We start from the raw sequence: 17,797 nt of genomic DNA on the forward strand, positions 1-17,797 counted from the left end.
GTAACAAATACAATAAATAAACATAATACAAAACAAATGAGCCATGAGATCACCAGGTACAATATCTAAAACTAAAATAGGCGTAATTGCGCTGCTGTTGGTTGTCTTTACAGGGATTGGAAGCCATAACAGCGTAAATGGACAGACGGTAGAAAGTCCACTCTATTCCTCGAATAGTCACACGGTGTTGGGAGTGCAGGGCATCATAACGTTGACCGATGCACTTTCCGAGATTGAAGATAACTACGATGTCTCTTTTCTGCACAATTCCAGGCTCCTGGAGGGTAAATTTGTAGATCGGGCTATTTTGGAGTCCGACAGCCTTGCCTATGTGCTGAGTGAACTGCTTATAAGAAAAGGGCTGCATTACCGCAAAGAGACCGACCGCACGTACGTAATAATGCCAAAAGGCAAGATGCCCCAAAAGATGGTAACACTTGAAACGGTTACCGGTACCGTAAGGGATTCACAGACGGGAGAAACACTGCCGGGTGTTAACGTGCTGGTAAGCGGAACAACCTCGGGAACGTCCACAGATGGGAACGGGAACTTTGAGTTGAATGTCCCCAGTCTCCAGGACACCCTCGTTTTTTCCTTTGTGGGTTTTGAAACTACAACGGTTCCTATCGATGGTCGCACTCAGATCGATGTGGAGATGACTCCCGAAACTTTTCAGGGATCCGAATTGGTGGTTGTAGGATATCAAACACAAACCAAGGCAACAAGTACCGGCTCCATTTCAACAGTTCAGGGGGATGACATTGCAAAAGCCCCTGTTATCAATGCAGAAAATAATCTGGTTGGCCGACTTCCCGGGGTTGTTGCCCTTAACAATACCGGTCAGCCGGGCGAATCCGGGTCCACTCTCCGAATAAGAGGCAGTAATACGCTCGGTGATAACAGTCCCCTTGTTGTAATTGACGGGGTGACAAACCGGACAGGAGGTCTGAGCCGCCTGAACCCCAATGATATTGAAAGTATCACCGTACTAAAGGATGCATCCGCTGCTATTTATGGTTCGCAGGCTGCAAACGGTGTGATCCTGGTAACCACCAAGCGAGGCCGGGAAGGAAAACCACAGGTGTCAATCTCCTATAATCAGGGATTTACGCAACCTACCAGGATACCGGAAATGGCCGACGCTGCCACCTATGCACAGATGATCAACGAGATTGACATGTACCGGGGGCGCCAGGAGCGGTATTCCGAGGAAGATATTGAAAAATACCGGGAGGGAACGAATCCGTGGACGCATCCCAATACCGATTGGTTTGACGCCGCTTTTAAGGATCTGTCCAAACAGAATAAAATGAATGTTTCTGTTTCAGGCGGCAGCGAGGCCATTAGCTATTACTTATCGCTGGGGTCAGCTAGTGAAAATGGTTTCTTTAAAGACAGCGGGTTTAAATATGACCAGTATAACTTCAGAAGTAATATAGAAGGGGAGATCAATGACAACCTGAACATATCATTGAATCTCTCGGGCCGCCGCGAGCTGCAAGAGTCGCCCATCCGTGGAGTGGGTCCTACGTTCCGGGCACTGATGCGGGGTAAGCCAACTCTTCCCGCATACTGGCCCAGCGGAGAGCCAGGTCCCGATATTGAATATGGCGACAACCCGGTAGTTACCGGTACCCAGGCCACGGGATACGATAGGGATAAACGTGATGTGCTCCAGAGTAATATAAAGGTGGAGTTTGATGTTCCCTTTGTTGAAGGTCTTGAGTTTGAAAGCAACGTTTCCTATGACAAGGATTATCAGTTCAATAAGCTGTGGGAGACGCCGTGGTACCTTTATACCTGGGATTACCAAACATATGACTCTGATGGCGATCCGGTATTAACGCGAGCCAAAAGAGGATTGAATGAACCCCAGCTGACACAGGAGGCCACCGACAATTACCAGGCTACACTTAACCTGATTGGGCGGTATCAGCAGGATTTTGGAGACCACGCATTCAACCTGCTTGCCGGTGTTGAACGGCAGACCTTTCAAGACCAGTTCTTCAGCGCCTACCGAGAGCAGTATCTCTCTGATTCCATCGACCAACTTTTCGCGGGTTCAGAAGCGCAAAAGGATAACGATGGAAGTGCCTTTGAAGGAGCTCGCCAAAACTACTTTGGGCGGATCAACTACAACTATAATGAGAAATATCTCATTGAGTTTGTTGGTCGCTATGACGGATCCTACATTTTCCCGGAAGGTAAACGATACGGATTTTTCCCGGGTATTTCAGTGGGATGGCGTCTTTCGGAGGAGTCGTTCTGGCAGGAAAATGTCTCATTTCTGGAGGGCTTCAAGATACGTGCCAGTTGGGGACAGACCGGGAATGACCGCATTGAGCCGTTTCAGTATATGACGACCTACGGGTTCGGGAATGGATATATTTTCGACCAGACCAATCTTGTGAAAAGTCTGCAACAGGAACGTATCCCCAACTCAAATGTAACCTGGGAGGTTGCAAACCAGTTTGATTTCGGCATCGATGCAGAGATGCTCGATGGCCGATTGACGGTTGAAGCGGACTATTTTAATTACCTCCGGTCAGATATTCTCTGGTGGCGCAACGCCTCCATACCCACCACAGCAGGATTTTCTCTTCCCCGGGAAAATATTGGGGAAGTAGTAAATTCCGGGGTCGATGGCAGAATTAGCTATTCCGACCAGGTGGGTGGTTTCTCATTTGACGTTACGGGAAATGCCGGATACGCCTACAACAAAATCCAGTACTGGGATGAGGCGCCAGGGGTGCCAGACTATCAGCGCTCAACGGGCAGTCCCATGAATACCGGTCTTTACTACCAGGCAGACGGGGTTTACAACGACCAACAGGAGATCGACTCAAATCCAAGCTGGCCCGGTGCCCGTCCCGGTGATATAAAATTCGTGGATGTAAATGAAGACGGAGAAATTAACGGTCTGGACCGGGTGCGTATAGATAAAAATGAGATGCCCAGATTTACAGCCGGTCTGGCGCTCAATGCGGGCTATAAAAACTTTGACTTTTCGGCACTGCTGCAGGGGGCAACCGGCGCCGTTCGGTATGTATTTACCGAGTCCGGTGAAATTGGCAACTTCCTGCAGAGTTATGCCGAAAAACGCTGGACACCTGAAAATCCGGATTCTGAGCATCCGCGGACGTATAACAGAACGGACGAGTACTGGACGTCCAACCAGAATACATACTTCCTCCGAAACGCGGACTACCTCCGGTTGAAATCGATTGAAATCGGGTACAACCTGCCGGCTAGCCTGGGTGAACAAGTGGGCTTGCAAAACATGCGGATCTATGTGAGTGGATATAACCTGCTTACGTTCGACAAACTCAAGGTATTTGATCCGGAAGCCTCGAGCAGCTCGGGACAGTATTACCCGCAGAAAAGAGTCTTTAACGCCGGTATCTCGTTAACTTTCTAAACTTGACAGTCATGAAGAATTTAATATTCAAACAGTTCTTTTTTCTTTTTTGTATTGCAGTGATTGTCACATCCTGTGATGATCAGATTCTTAACAAAAAGCCACTTGATCAGATATCCGAGGAGGATTTGTGGAACGATCCCGCACTGGTGGAATCGTACGTAAATGATATATACCAGGGCGTTGGTCACGGGTTCTTTGCCGTGAATGTGAGCTCGGGAGTCGATGAAACGATCATTACACACGGATGGAATGACACGCCGATAAAGCAAAGCAACATGACACCAGATGAGCTGGGATTGTTTGGTGATGGAGCAGTAGCCCCTTTTGATCATTTTCACTGGGATGACCTGTACGGCAATATCAGGAGCATCAATGTGTTCCTGGAAAATATCGGAGAATCCCCTGTTGAACAGAGCCTCAAGGACCGGCTGACCGGTGAAGTTCACTTTCTGCGGGCTTACTTCTATCATAACCTGGTCAAGCTGTATGGCGGGGTTCCGATCATTAAAGAGTCTTTTAATCTTGATGACGATTTTTTGGTTGAGCGCGACTCCTTCGAAGATTGTATCAACTTCATCGTCGAAGACTTGGATGCCGCCGCTTCTCTGCTGCCAACAGTAATTGAAGGGGACAAGGCTCACGCCAGCAAGGGGGCCGCACTTGCGCTTAAATCCCGTATTCTCACCTACGCGGCCAGTGACCTGTATGCACAAAACCCAAGTGGTAACGATTATACCGGCTATACCGGTGGTGATCAAACACAACGCTGGGAACGAGCTAAAGCGGCCGCTGAAGCGGTTATGGATCTCGGTTACAGCCTTTACCAGGCAGATCCCGCCCCGGGAGATTCAACTGCTAAAAACTATGCTGACCTATTCCTGCAGAAAGATCACGAAGAAATCATCTTTGCACGATATTTCCTGCAGAATCAAAGTTATGAGTGGTATGAAGCCGATATGGGCCTGTTTCACGGTCCCAATGGCTGGCACAACTGGGGCGGTGACACCCCGCTTGGCCAGATGGTCGATGCCTACGAGATGGAGGATGGCACCGAATTCAACTGGCAGGCGTTTCGTAATGGAGATCCGGCTTACGGGGAATCACCGTATGAAAATCGGGACCCGAGGTTCTATGCCTCTATTTTTTATAATGGCTCGCAGTGGAGAGAACGTCCGGCGGATATGATTGATCTGGACCCGGAAGGTATTGTGGAGACCGCCTCTTTTGAGGTGGAAGGCCAGAGCGACCTGCGTCCCGGCCTGGATACCCGGGACGGACCTATTGAAGACTGGAACGGCACCTATACAGGTTACTATATGCGGAAATTCCTGGATCCGAATGTCGATCACCAGTTCTTCCGCCAGGAGGTACCGTGGATTTTTATCCGGTATGCTGAGATTCTGTTGAACTACGCCGAGGCATCAATTGAACTCGACGAAGAGGGGGATGCCCGTACCGCCCTTAATGCCATACGAGAGCGAGCCGGCATGCCCGATATCCCGGCCACGGAAACCGGGCAGGACCTCATGGAACGATACCGAAATGAACGGCGGATTGAACTGGCCTTTGAAGACCATCGCTATTTTGATGTACGCCGTTGGATGATTGCTCCCGATGTGTATGAAAACGGAGAAGGCGTTAACATCATCGGAAGGTTGAACAATAACGGCAGCTATACTTTTGAGTATAATATTGTTGAAATTGATCAGCGTCAATGGAACGACAACGCCTACTTCCTGCCCATTCCCCGGTACGAAATGGAGAGAAATGAAAATCTTGAGCAAAATCCCGGGTATAACTAGCCCGGATTTTTCACCAAGAAATTTGTTTTTCAGCAAGACGAAGGGCAATGGGCCGCGCAGGCGTACGTTGGTACGTTGAGCAGGTGATTTATCCTTCAACGCAGCTGAAAGGCCCATTTCGCAGCCTATTACAGACTGTAATAATAATTGGGCAGTAAAAAATGGGATAAGTTATGGTCATCCATAAAGTTACATGATTTTATCCAAAATACTCGTGAGAAATCCGGGTTAGAAAACATGTTTGTAAGCGGGGAAATACCTGAAATTGGATTATAGCTTGTAAAATTAAGCGATTAGCAATACCCTGTTTATTATATATTTTAATATCGCGAAGCAGGTTTATGATGAACCTGCTTCGTTTCCTATTTTAGTTACCGTTAAATAAATATTGACCATATTTTAATTTGAAAATGGAAAAAATAATTGTTGGAAAATCTGTCTCAGGCTGCACTCCACTGAAATTGTGGCCTTCAATACTCGCTTTGTTGATAATCTTTGCTGGCTGTTCTCAAAATGAACCAGATTTTGACCAGCTCAGCGACCAGGAAAAACGGAGTGCGGAAAACGCCCTGGCTGGTCTGGAAACCAGGGAAGGCCTGGAAACCACCCTGTTTGCGGCCGAAGATATGCTGGTCAATCCCACCAATATGGATATTGATGCCGAGGGGCGCGTATGGGTGACCGAAGGATACAACTATCGGCCGGATCTGAACCCGGAGAACCCCACCCGCCCGGAAGGCGACCGTATTGTCATTCTGGAAGACACCGATGGGGACGGCAGGGCAGATGACAGCAAGGTATTTTACCAGGGGAACGACATCAACGCCGCCCTGGGGATTATGGTGCTGGACGAGAGGGTGATCGTGTCGGTAAGTCCCTATGTGTACGTATTTTATGACGATGACGGTGATGACAAAGCCGACCGCAAAGAGGTGATGTTCAGCGGCATCCAGGGCGAACAGCACGATCATGCCGTCCACGCTTTTGTCTTTGGTCCCGATGGGAAATTATATTTCAATTTCGGAAACGAGGGGAAGGTACTCAAAGACGCTGAAGGCAACATCATTAAAGATATATTTGGAAATGAGATTACCGATGAAGGCGATCCCTACCGGCAGGGGATGGTGTTCCGCAGCGACCGCGACGGCAGTAACGTAGAGGTGCTGGCCCATAACTTCCGGAACAACTACGAGGTGGCGGTCGATTCCTACGGGACCCTGTGGCAGTCCGACAATGACGACGACGGCAACAAGGCCGTGCGCATTAATTACGTTATGGAGTATGGAAACTACGGCTACACCGATGAAATTACCGGGGCTGGCTGGCGCACGCGTCGCACCGGTATGGCCGAGGATATTCCCACGCGCCACTGGTATCAAAATGATCCCGGTTCTATACCAAATTTACTGCAGACGGGCGCCGGATCTCCCACTGGTATCGTGTTTTACGAGGGAGAACTCCTGCCGGAAGTATTTCACAACCAGATGATTCACACCGATGCCGGGCCCAATGTCGTCCGGTCATACCCGGTTGAAAAGGATGGGGCGGGATACTCTGCTCAGATTGAAGATATCTTAAAGGGGGACAAAGACCAGTGGTTCCGGCCTTCTGATGTGACAGTAGCCCCGGACGGCTCCATTTTCGTGTCTGACTGGTACGATCCCGGCGTGGGCGGACACCAGATGGGCGATCAGCAGCGCGGACGCATTTTCCGCATTGCTCCTGAAGGCACCGGGTACACAGTCCCCGATTTTGATTTGAGCACTCCTTCGGGAGCAGTGGAGGCGCTGAAAAGTCCAAATTTGAATCGCAGAGCCCTTGCCTGGCTACAGCTGCATGAGTGGGGCACAGAGGCTGAAGAGGTGCTGGTGGACCTCTGGCACTCCGATACCCAGCGATACCGCGCCCGCGCCCTCTGGCTGTTGAGCAAATTGCCTGAAAAAGGACAAAATTATATCGACCAGGCGCTGGAAGATCAAAACCCGGATATTCGCATTACGGGTCTTCGGGCCGCGCGACAGCTTGACCTGGATATCACTCCCTACCTGCAGCAGCTGGTCGATGATCCTTCTCCACAGGTTCGACGGGAGGTGGCCATAGCGCTGCATCACAATGAAACACCGGAGGCGGCCGATATATGGGCTCAACTGGCCACCCGGCATGATGGCCATGATCGCTGGTACCTGGAAGCCCTCGGGATTGGTGCCTATGGTCAATGGGATCGCTTTTTCGGGGCGTGGCTCGATGAAGTGGGATCGGACTGGAACACCCCTGCGGGCCGGGATATTGTCTGGCGTTCGCGTGCCGAAGCCGCCCTGCCGTTGCTGACGGAAATCATCCTGGATTCCGGTATTGATGTTGATGAGAAAGCCCGGTATTTCCGTGCCTTCCATTTCCATGATTCCCACGAAAAACAGCAGCACCTGGTCAATATTCTTCAGGGAGACCTGGAAAATCAACATGAATTAAATACGCTGGCACTGAAACAACTGGATCGCTCGGCCCTGCAGCAGTCAGCGATTGTCAGGCAGGAGCTCGAGGAGGCGCTGGATGCGGCCAGCGGGACTCATGGATATCTCGACTTGGTTGAAAAGTTTGAGCTGGAGGATCAGAGCCAGGAACTGCTTACCCTGATGCAATCCTACCCGGACAGTAGCCTGGGCATCCGCGCATCACAACTCGCATTGGACTTTGGAGGACGGGAGACAATCCAATCTGTTTTAGATGGCAGCGACGAAGAGGAGAAAAGAAGCGTGATTGCGGTACTTGGCAATACTTCTACCCCGCGATCGATCGAAATGCTTGAGACTTTTTTCCTCGATGAAAACAATGAGCTGGAGATGCGCCGCGAGGCAGTAAAAGCGGCTGGAACGTCCTGGGGTGGAGAGCAGCGACTGGTGGAACTGGTCAATGGCGGGATTATTCCGGAATCACTTCATGAAGCCGCCGCCGAAGGCCTGGCAGATTCCTGGCGCGGGGATGTGCGCCAACTGGCCAAAGAACTGACGGGGGAAGCCCGGGATGTCCAGACGGAATTAGCACCGGTGTCGGAGCTGGTTGCTATGGAGGGAACCCCGGAAAGAGGGAAGGAGATATACGAACAATCCTGCCAGATCTGTCACCAGGTCAACGGGCAGGGCACCGAGTTTGGTCCGGCATTATCCGAGATAGGAGCCAAACTGCCCAAGGAGGGCTTGTATGATGCCATACTCAATCCTAATAACGGTATTAGTTTTGGATATGAAGGGTACACGCTTACCCTCGAGGGTGGAACGGAAGTCGCCGGCATTATCCAAAGTGAGACCGCTTCGGAAGTAGTGCTGCTTACGCCCGGGGGATATACCAGCACCTATGACAAGTCAGAAATTAGTTCCAGGGAACAGATGGAGCGTTCGCTGATGCCGGAAAATCTGCATGCGGGTATGAGCCAGCAGGAACTGGTGGACCTGGTGGAATACTTGTCAACACTTGAGTAGCTATTTAAATAGTTTCGCAACAGCTAAATCACATTCGAATACCATTATGAATATTTCACGACGTAACGCATTAAAGAAATTGGGACTCCTGGCTGGCTCCGGTACGATGGCCGGGTGGCTGGGAAACGTCCAAAAGGCAGAAGAGATACTGGGAAAGGAACTTAACGGCAAGGTCAACCACTCGGTGTGTAAATGGTGTTATGATGAAATACCGCTGGATGAGTTTTGCCGGGCGGCCAAAGAGATCGGGCTAAAATCGGTGGAGCTGCTGGGACCCGACGAGTGGCCGACGCTCAAAAAATATGGTCTCACCTGCGCCATGCCTTGGGGAGCGGGAAAAGGGATTCCCGAAGGATTTAACAACCCGGACCTGCATGATGAGCTAATTGCCAGTTATGAGGAGGTGATTCCACAGGTGGCCGATGCCGGGTTCGATAAAATTATCTGCTTTTCCGGCAACCGAAACGGGATGGATGACGAAAAGGGCCTCGAAAACTGTGTCAAGGGCCTGAAACGACTGATGCCCACCGCTGAGAAGTATAACGTAACGGTAACGATGGAGCTGCTGAACAGTAAAGTGGACCACCCTGACTACATGTGTGATCACACCGACTGGGGTGTGGAACTTTGCAAGCGAGTGGGATCGGACCGGTTCAAGCTGCTCTATGATATCTACCACATGCAGATTATGGAGGGGGATGTCATTCGTACTATAAGAGATAATCATGAATATATAGCCCACTACCATACAGGAGGCGTACCGGGCCGCAATGAGATTGACGAGACACAAGAGCTCTACTACCCGGCCATCGTCAAGGCGATTTTGGATACCGGCTATACCGGGTTTATCGGCCAGGAGTTTATCCCCACCTGGGACGATGAGCTGGAAGCGTTGAAGCAGGGCGTCGAAATCTGTGATGTTTAAGTTAGTTTTAACAAACGATTGCTACACCTGTCAGGTAACAAAACCCGACAGGTGCAGAATAGCCGTAATCCCACCCCACAAATTCTCCATATTTATAACAATCATTTACATCAATAAACCGTTTGTTTTGTGTTATTGGAATTAATATATACTGCATCGTCATTATAAAATGCAGGACCAGAAATAAACGGATAGAATATATATGCCTCGTCAGCTTAGCACGATAAAACAGGAGTTCTCAGTACCCTTCACCTATGATGTCTGCTTCACAGAAGGACTTTTCGATCCGGACAACGACCTGTTTGCAAATCTGATTCAATCTGCATCGCCCGAGGTCGCCCGAAAAGTGCTGTTTGTTTTTGACGAGGGAATGTATGAGCATCATCCCGATCTCTTTGAGCGTGTCAAGGTGTATGCGGGACTGCACAAGGAGGTGTTTACGCTTGTTGATACACTCATCACGGTACCGGGGGGAGAAGCAGCCAAAAATGATCCCGATCACGTGGATATGATCCATGAGGCGATAAACGAGGCCAATCTCGACCGTCATTCCTATGTAACTGTAATCGGGGGAGGTGCGGTCATTGATACGGCCGGGTATGCGGCCGCAACCGCTCACCGGGGCATTCGCACCATCCGGGTCCCAACAACGGTACTGGCCCAAAATGATGCGGCCGTCGGGGTCAAAAACGGGATTAATGCATTTGGGAAGAAGAATTTTCTGGGCACGTTTGTACCGCCTTTTGCCGTGATTAATGACATCGAATTTTTGGATACCCTGGACCAGCGCGACTGGCGTTCGGGGGTCTCCGAAGCGATCAAGGTTGCACTGCTGAAGGACGCCGACTTTTTCCGTTTTCTGGAAGAAAATGCTTCAAGGCTGGATAACCGGGAAGCAGCGCCGATGCAAAAGCTGATTTATCGCTGCGCCGAACTCCACCTGGAGCATATCGCCACCTCCGGCGATCCGTTTGAGATGGGCTCTTCCCGTCCACTTGATTTTGGCCACTGGGCCGCCCACAAGCTGGAGCAGCTAACCGGCTATGATCTGCGTCACGGTGAAGCCGTAGCCATCGGCATAGCGCTGGATGTTACGTACTCGTACCTGTCCGACATGATCTCCCGGAAGGAGTGGGAGCGCGTTTTGCAGGCGTTTAAAAATTGTGGCTTTGATCTCTACGTACCCGAACTTAAATCGAAGCTGGATCAGCCGGAAGACGAAGATTCCCTGTTCCACGGGCTGGAGGAGTTCCGTGAGCACCTTGGCGGTGAACTGACTATTATGCTGCTGGAATCTATTGGCGAGGGAACAGAGGTTCACGAAGTTGATCTGGATCGTTTTACCGAGGCCATAACCAGGCTACAAAACTTCGAGAAACAACCAGCATAATGTATTGCGTACTGCGTATTTCGTATTTATTTGAACCCGTAAACTAAGTTTAAAACATTACGCATTACGCAATACGCAATACGCAATACGCAATACGAAAATGATGATTTCCAACTTTTTCTAAAACCAATGTTTAATGCATGAAACTCGGTAACCCACCGAACACCCATCTTACTTACTGCACCAATATTCATCCCGGCGAAACGTGGGAGGAAGTATTTAATCAATTAAAATCCAACCTGCCCGAGCTTAAAAACAGGTTGTCTCCCGAGCAATCGTTTGGCGTGGGACTGCGCCTGTCGGCCCGGGCGGCAGAAGAGCTGCTGGAGGGAAAGCGACTGGATGATTTCAAGAGCTGGCTTTCCGATGAGGATCTTTACGTATTTACCATGAACGGTTTTCCCTTTGGCAGTTTTCACGGGGAGTGCGTCAAGGATAATGTCTATAAACCGGATTGGACGAACCAGGAGCGGCTTGAATATACGCTGAACCTGGCCAGAGTTTTGGCCGAACTCCTGCCCGGGGATATGGATGGCGGAATATCCACTTCTCCCATCTCTTATAAACCGTGGCTGAAGGATTCCCAGCGCGAAGATGTTTTTCGCGTGTCCAGCCGCAACCTTGCGGAAGTAGCTTTTGCACTGGCAGAGATTCGGGAAAAGGAGGGTAAAGAGCTGCATATCGATATCGAACCTGAACCCGACTGCCTGATTGAAAATAGCGCCGAGACGATCGATTTTTTTGAAAACTGGCTGTTCAAGGCGGGTGCTGCACACCTCGCTGCAGGACACGGGCAGTCCCAGGACGAGGCCGTTGAATTGATAAGGCGACATATCAGGGTCTGTTACGACACCTGCCATTTTGCGGTTGAATATGAGGATCCCGCCGAGGCGATTCAGCAGTTCAGGCAGGCCGGTATCCGCATTGGCAAAGTGCAGATCAGCGCAGCACTGAAGGTCGACTTAAACGATTCCATTGGATATACAGAAGATGTTGTTTCGAAGCTCAAGCAGTTTGAGGAGGATACCTACCTGCACCAGGTAATTGAGCGAAGATCAGGGAGTGAACTTTTTCACTATCCCGACCTGTCTGAGGCACTTAATGCAGGCCATATATCTGAAGCTGATGAGTGGCGGATCCATTTTCACGTTCCCATATTTATAAAGGAGTATGGGATTTTGCACTCTACCCAGGACGATATCGTGCGGAGCCTTGAACAGTTAGCAGGTGATGGATGCACCCATTTTGAGATCGAAACCTATACCTGGGATGTGCTGCCCGCCGATCTGAAGGAAAATTTGCTGGATTCAATCGAGCGGGAGTTTCGATGGACCCTGGAGCAGGTGGAATCGTTGACCGCAGGTTAATAAAAACTGAACAACCTGTATTTTTATACCTCATTTAGCTATTAATTCCCCATAAACAAAGCTCAGTCATGAAGAAAACAGCCGTTCTGAATGTTGTCGGACTGACTCCCGATCTGATAGGAGAGCACACTCCCTTTCTTTCTGACTGGTTTGAAAAAGGGCAGATCACGTCAGTGGATTCGATGCTGCCGGCGGTTACCTGTTCTGTGCAGGCCACCTACTTAACAGGAACGATGCCTGACAAGCACGGAATTGTTGCCAACGGTTGGTATTTCAGGGATACCAGTGAAGTCCGCTTCTGGATGCGTTCCGGCAAGCTGATACAGCAACCGGCAATCTGGGACACCGCCCGCCGGCACGACCCGGATTTTACCTGTGCCAATATTTTTTGGCGGTATGCCACCTATTCGGGCGCCGATTATGTTGCAGTAGAGCGACCCATGTACCGTAAGGACGGGGTTAAAGTGCCGGATATTTATGCCCGCCCAATGTCACTCAGAGACAAGCTTCAGGACAAACTGGGACAGTTTCCTCTTTTCAATTTCTGGGGACCCAATACCTCCATCGTTTCCAGCCAGTGGATTGCCGACGCGGCCAAAATGATTGCGGAGGAGTATGATCCCACTTTAAGCCTGGTTTACCTGCCTCATTTGGACTACTGCCTGCAGCGAGAGGGACCCAGTATCCCCAATATTAAAAAGGATCTCAGGGAGATTGACCAGGTCTGTGAAGACTTAATAACCTATTATGAGCAGCGAGATACCCAGGTTATTGTCCTGTCGGAATATGGTATCAGGTCTGTGCAGAAGCCTGTTTCCCTGAACCGGGTACTCCGGGAAAACGGGTTTATCACGGTGCGTGAGGAGATGGGCGGAGAGGTGCTGGATGCCGGGGCCAGCCGCGCTTTTGCCGTGGCCGACCACCAGGTGGCTCATATCTATATTGAGAACCCCGCGGATATTCAATCCCTGAAAAAAATGCTGGAAAAGGTAGATGGTGTCGAACGAATTCTGGATGAGAAAGGAAAGAAAGAGTTCGATTTGGATCATAATCGTTCGGGCGAACTGGTGGCCATTGCAGAGCCGGAGGCCTGGTTTACATATTACTACTGGCTGGATGATAACAAGGCACCCGATTTTGCCCCCACCGTTGATATCCATGCCAAGCCTGGCTACGATCCCGCCGAGATGATTTTGGACCCGGATATCCCGTTTCCGAAACTTAAAGCGGGACTTCGGCTGCTGCAGAAAAAAATGGGCTTCCGTTACATTATGGATCTGATCCCGATTGAAGGCTCAGGCGTAAAAGGATCGCACGGCCGCAAAGAATCTGACGCGGGAATACGTCCCATCATCGCATCCCGGCAGCCGGAACTGATTGACGAAGTTAAAGCGAGCCGGGATGGTTCTGTCGCTCCCACCGCGATCCATGATATTATCCTGAACCATCTGAAAGGATAATATCATCCGCTACAATTAAAAAAATGAGAAAAATTGTTTATTATCATTTAATAAAAATGGGAAACTAAGAAGATTCTTAAAAATTTGTAACAAACCGTTGATCTGCTTTCTTGTAGGGTAGGTTTATCAAGAATATTGAACAAAAGGGAAGAGGGATATGCAGCAGTTGATGGAGATGTTAAAACGTATTTTCAATGCCATTCTGAATCTTTTTGGGGCCGGTGATAAAATGCCGGGTCGCGAAGAACCCAAACCTCCCCCCGAAAGTCGAGATTTTCGTGAACTGCCCGATGGAACAAAACTGCCGGCTCCTTACGACCGTAACGAGCTGACACAACTGATCCAAGCGGTGCAGTCAGCATCAGATCCTGATGAACGATTTGTCTATGACACCGTCCTTGTATCAGCGCTGGAGGGTATTCGTCCACTGCTGGAGTTGTACGATCTGATCCCACGTATTTGGGCTGGAGACAGTAGAGCTGAAGCAGAATTCAACCGGATTATCTCTAGGCACAGCGAAGGTATTAATGTACGCAGCTATGAAGAGCGGGCGGAGCGCGGCATGCAGACGATGCGCGGCGAGATCCCTTTACCCGGTGGAGGCGAGGCACCGTGCGGACCTTTGTTCTTCTTGAAACCTGACAGGCTTTTTTCGATACAGCAGACCGCCGTATTTCTGGCGGGGGATGACGAAAAACAGCACTTGTACAGCCTGGCGGCTATCGACAAAATGTGGGACAGAACACTTTGTCCCGACCGTTTTAATTCACTGGTTTATCAGGATCAGCTGGACGGGGGGCGGCGACTGCAAGCACGGCTGCGGGGACACGCGGAACAGAGCGAATATTTCGGTCGTGTTGAAACGCTGAGGGAACAGCGCGCAGAGGCCAATATGGGATATGGAGGTTTGACACAGCCTCCGCCTGGAGAAGGTGGTCCCTGGCGCCCGCCACGACCAGGTACAGGGGGTCCACCTGTTGGGTGTGGACCTGATGACGGACCGATACCTGAAGGCCCGGATTTCCCTGAAAAATGTAACCCGATCAGAGACTATTGCAGGGATTTTGTTCGCGGAGCTGGCCGTAGAATACGCCGTGTCCCGGACTCAGTATCAACCGGAGAAATTGATGGTATAAGTACTGATCGCGCTTGCAGTGGGCAAACTGTAACCATAAACGGGAGCGGCTTTGGAACTGAACAGGGAGACCGGGAAGTGGTGTTTGGAACCGATCCTGCCGAAGTGATCTCCTGGTCGGATTCGGAAATCGTGGTTCGGGTGCCGTCCGGCATTTCGGGGCGCCGGTGCATCGGAATTCGAGATGAAGAGGCGGAGCTGCAGCGTCGAGAGGTCTATGATACTAACCGAGCGGCCTTTGAGGAGTTTTCTGAGGGAGCACGGGTATGCCTGGGACAGCCCAGGGATGTGGGCATGTTGCCCTATCGACCGGATACCCCGGAATGTCGTGATATCAATGTCATCAATATTGGGGCTCCCAGCGTCTATTTCCGGGTGAATGGGGGACAGAGTGTAACGGTTGAGGCCGGTGACGATATCGTGCTGAACTGGGCCGTGACCAATGCGGACAGCATTCAGATATCCCGCGTTGGATCCGTCGGGCCTTCCGCCAATATATCAAATCCCGCCCCTGTGGGACAGCAAAATATCGGGCCCTTCAACGCCGGCAGTGAGGTAACGGCCACCTACAGGATTGAAGCAAGCAACAGCTGCGGTACCGTAACAGAGATTGTCTCTGCAAAGGCGGTGCGCACTCCTGATCTTGAGATTTTGGGGATCGAAGTGACCCAGCCGATACAGCGTTTCAACTGGAACAACCCCGGGCAAAACAACAGTGTGCGTTTAGTCAGCGAAAAGCGAACGATGGTCCGGGTGTATGTGGATAGTGGCGTCAGCGACGGCTTCGACTTTGGAGAGGGGGCTAATATTCTGCCCGATGTGACCGGACATCTGGAGCTGACTTATCCTGATGGGAACTCAGTTACAGTCAACAATATACTGAATCCCGGTGACACGATGAATGCGCAGCCTCCGGGTAATGTGGATCGCGAAGAACTGGACCACAGCCTGAATTTTGAACTGCCGGTTGCTGATCTCGACGGAACCATAGAGATTGAGGCCGAAGTCTACACCGAACCCAGAGATGGTGGAGGGCGTTGGGACCGTACCCAAACCAGCGCAACTTTCAGGCATAACGGTCGCTTGAGGCTGGTTGCCATTTTGGTGAACGACACGATAAATAATATTTCCGCTCCCACAATGAATGATTACAACATCTCACTGCAGGGAGCCAGAACACGGCTGCCGGTGCGGGAGCAGGGTTTCCTGCTGTTTCGGGCGCCGAATCATCGAACCATCAATACACAGAGCGATGAGGATTTAACTACGGGGGACGGCTGGTCAAACCTGCTGGATCGCATCGATGACATAGCCGATGATTATGAAGAGAACAACGAGATATGGACCGCACTGATACCCAACAGCGGCACATACTCCTGGAATGGGCTGGCAAATGACGGGGTTATCCCGTTTTGGTGGGACGATCACCCCCGAATGATAAGTCGTGCCCGCCAGGGGGCCACATTTGCCCATGAACTTACACACACGGTTTCTGTAGATCACGCACCCAGCGTAAATGCAGGAGCCAATCCGGGGGTAGATTCTTGCGGTAATCCCGACGGGGTGGATAACTCACTGGTCTCACTGACTGAAGATGTGGGGATGGATGTTGCTGCATACCGGTTGATGCCGGATAGCATCCCAACGCTGATGACTTACTGTACGCCGGATATTGATGGCACGCAAAGTTACCAGGATCGCTGGATGTCCATCGATTTGTGGAATAGACTTTGGAACCGAATTTAGAAGGAGAACATGATGCCAGATTATCAACAGTTTTTCACCCTTATTGGGCAACTGGATACGGAAACAGAATTGGAATTGAGCTATATGCCGCTGTTTCGAAAAAAACGGCGTGTAAATTTTGAAAAAATAATGGCCACTGAGAGCGATATGCACGCCGTTCTCCTGGACAGGGAAGGTGAACCTGTACTTCGGGTCCCCCTGTCATATGGCTACTATTGCACCGATCCGGGAAGACTTTCAAAATTGGCTGTTCGGGGGTATATCCCTTTTGATGAGCGCACCCAAGGCATACGGTATGAGTACAAGGGAAAACTCCTTGATGAATTGAGAGTTCCTGAGAGCAGACCCGAGCTAACGATTACAACAAAAATACCGGAGCGCATTACAGACGAGCGATTTTTGCTGGAGTGGAAAACCTCATACGACGGGGATGCTCCTTTGCAATATAAAGTATTGTATACCAACAACGGCGGCGAAACCTGGCAGCGTGTGGGAAACCGTACCGAAAAAAACAGGATGCAGATAGAGGTGACAGAACTCGCGGGGGGAGATGACTGTCTATTTTTAGTCCAGGTAACGGATGGATATAATAATGCAGAGGCCGAGAGCGACAAAACAAAAATTGATCGAAAACCTCACGAGGTCACTATTTTGTCACCGGTGGAAGGGGAGAGCTTGTCGACCGGACGCAGCGTACTGTTTAACGGCCAGGCCTATAACCCCAATACCAGAGAAGAAATTACAGAGGGTTTTACATGGTTATCCTCGGCCGATGGAGAATTGGGAGAAGGGGCACTGCTGCAAACACGTCTTAGCGAGGGACCCCATACGATAACTCTGCAGGTCGGCAAATCGACCAGCAGTATAAGAGTTCAGGTTGAGTAGATTTTTTGTGAAAAAGCTTAGCCCGTATTTCTCACCAAGAAATTTGTTCTTCAGCAAGGCGAAGGGAAAATGGCTGCGCAGACGTACTTTCGCAGGTTGAGCAGGCGATTTTCCCTTTAACGCAGCTGGAGGGCAAATCGCGCGGCACGTTACACCCTGTTACATACAATGGCCTGTAAAATATGATGTA

Annotated in this window: 9 protein-coding genes; all 9 read left to right on the plus strand. The window is 50.4% G+C overall.

Translation table 11 applies throughout. The annotated features are described in order from the left end of the window. Positions 1-43: 43 nt before the first annotated feature. The 9 genes from ACG2F4_RS09195 to ACG2F4_RS09235 all read left to right on the plus strand — a co-directional run bounded on the left by ACG2F4_RS09195 (position 44) and on the right by ACG2F4_RS09235 (position 17,607). Complete coding sequence (locus tag ACG2F4_RS09195; protein WP_395260047.1) at positions 44-3,418, plus strand: SusC/RagA family TonB-linked outer membrane protein; 3,375 nt, start codon at positions 44-46, stop codon at positions 3,416-3,418. A gap of 11 nt (positions 3,419-3,429) precedes the next feature. Continuing rightward, on the plus strand, positions 3,430-5,223 hold the full coding sequence (locus ACG2F4_RS09200; RefSeq protein WP_395260049.1) for a RagB/SusD family nutrient uptake outer membrane protein: 1,794 nt from the start codon (positions 3,430-3,432) through the stop codon (positions 5,221-5,223). A gap of 485 nt (positions 5,224-5,708) precedes the next feature. Further along, on the plus strand, positions 5,709-8,699 hold the full coding sequence (locus tag ACG2F4_RS09205; protein ID WP_395260050.1) for a PVC-type heme-binding CxxCH protein: 2,991 nt from the start codon (positions 5,709-5,711) through the stop codon (positions 8,697-8,699). A 106-nt stretch (positions 8,700-8,805) separates the two neighbouring features. After that, positions 8,806-9,624 (plus strand): hydroxypyruvate isomerase family protein, encoded by an 819-nt coding sequence (locus ACG2F4_RS09210; RefSeq protein WP_395260062.1) that lies wholly within the window; start codon positions 8,806-8,808, stop codon positions 9,622-9,624. 202 nt (positions 9,625-9,826) lie between these two features. Then, complete coding sequence (locus ACG2F4_RS09215) at positions 9,827-11,014, plus strand: 3-dehydroquinate synthase (RefSeq protein WP_395260051.1); 1,188 nt, start codon at positions 9,827-9,829, stop codon at positions 11,012-11,014. Positions 11,015-11,154: 140 nt separating this feature from the next. Continuing rightward, positions 11,155-12,381 (plus strand): metabolite traffic protein EboE, encoded by a 1,227-nt coding sequence (gene eboE / locus ACG2F4_RS09220; RefSeq protein WP_395260052.1) that lies wholly within the window; start codon positions 11,155-11,157, stop codon positions 12,379-12,381. 68 nt (positions 12,382-12,449) lie between these two features. After that, a complete protein-coding gene (locus tag ACG2F4_RS09225; protein WP_395260054.1) occupies positions 12,450-13,841 on the plus strand; it encodes an alkaline phosphatase family protein in 1,392 nt (463 codons plus the stop codon). Positions 13,842-13,998: 157 nt separating this feature from the next. Then, on the plus strand, positions 13,999-16,722 hold the full coding sequence (locus tag ACG2F4_RS09230; RefSeq protein ID WP_395260056.1) for an IPT/TIG domain-containing protein: 2,724 nt from the start codon (positions 13,999-14,001) through the stop codon (positions 16,720-16,722). 9 nt (positions 16,723-16,731) lie between these two features. Then, the gene (locus tag ACG2F4_RS09235; RefSeq protein WP_395260058.1) at positions 16,732-17,607 is read left to right on the plus strand and encodes a hypothetical protein; all 876 of its coding nucleotides are present in this window, start codon (positions 16,732-16,734) and stop codon (positions 17,605-17,607) included. Positions 17,608-17,797 lie beyond the last annotated feature (190 nt).

This window comes from Halalkalibaculum sp. DA3122 (assembly GCF_043951865.1).
Lineage (GTDB): Bacteria > Bacteroidota > Rhodothermia > Balneolales > Balneolaceae > JAMQKA01.